We start from the raw sequence: 658 nt of genomic DNA, 5'->3' as shown, positions 1-658 counted from the left end.
CTTAAAAATGCTAAAATTGCCAATGTTGTAATTTAAAATCTTCAACCGAGGGCCTTCGGGAACAGGTTCGGTAGTAGATTTAGGTATACCGATTGTGCGGTTCAAAAAAGGAAAGGCTAGCGCTAGCACTACCAGAGTCGTGATGATGCGTTTGGGAGACAGTATTGCCCACACCACCAGAAAAACACTATGGATAACAACCAAAACGGGCAGAGAAAGCATCATAAATCCCACAATCCAGTGAGAGCTGAGCGTCCAGTAGGTTAGTCCAAAGACGAGGACTGTGTACAAAACAATGAATTTGTACAAAATCCAGAGAAGATCCGTTACAAAACGCATAGGAGAAAAGTGGATGAAGTTTCAAAATTACTAGAACTAACGAATAAACCACCTATTCGAGATCTTCTTGTGGATATTGTAAAATAGTATTATCTTTGCGCCATATTTCGGTTAAAAATTAAGATCGAGGGGATATAAAATCCCCTTTTTTGTTGCAGTATGGCGCTCAAAGAATTAATTGAAGCAGCTCTGGAACCCTACCTTGAAGAGGGCAAGTATTTCATCGTTGACATTCAAATAAAATCATCCAGGGTAAGTCAAAAGGTAATGATCCTTCTCGATAGCGATGAGGGGATTACCATACAGGAGTGTGCCGATA

At 40.3% G+C, this 658-nt stretch carries 2 protein-coding genes; one reads left to right on the top strand and one right to left on the bottom strand.

From position 1 onward, the window contains the following. The coding region (locus ACLD7X_RS17710; protein WP_411425005.1) for a hypothetical protein at positions 1–225 on the bottom strand (225 nt) is incomplete at its 3' end. A gap of 273 nt (positions 226–498) precedes the next feature. Here ACLD7X_RS17710 and ACLD7X_RS17705 point away from each other — a divergent pair. Next, the coding region (locus ACLD7X_RS17705) for a hypothetical protein (protein WP_411425006.1) at positions 499–658 on the top strand (160 nt) is incomplete at its 3' end.

Source organism: Aphanothece microscopica RSMan92 (assembly GCF_046613545.2).
Lineage (GTDB): Bacteria > Cyanobacteriota > Cyanobacteriia > PCC-6307 > Cyanobiaceae > NIES-981.
Note: the sequence above shows the minus strand (reverse complement) of the source record. Positions and strands in the feature narration are given on the sequence as shown.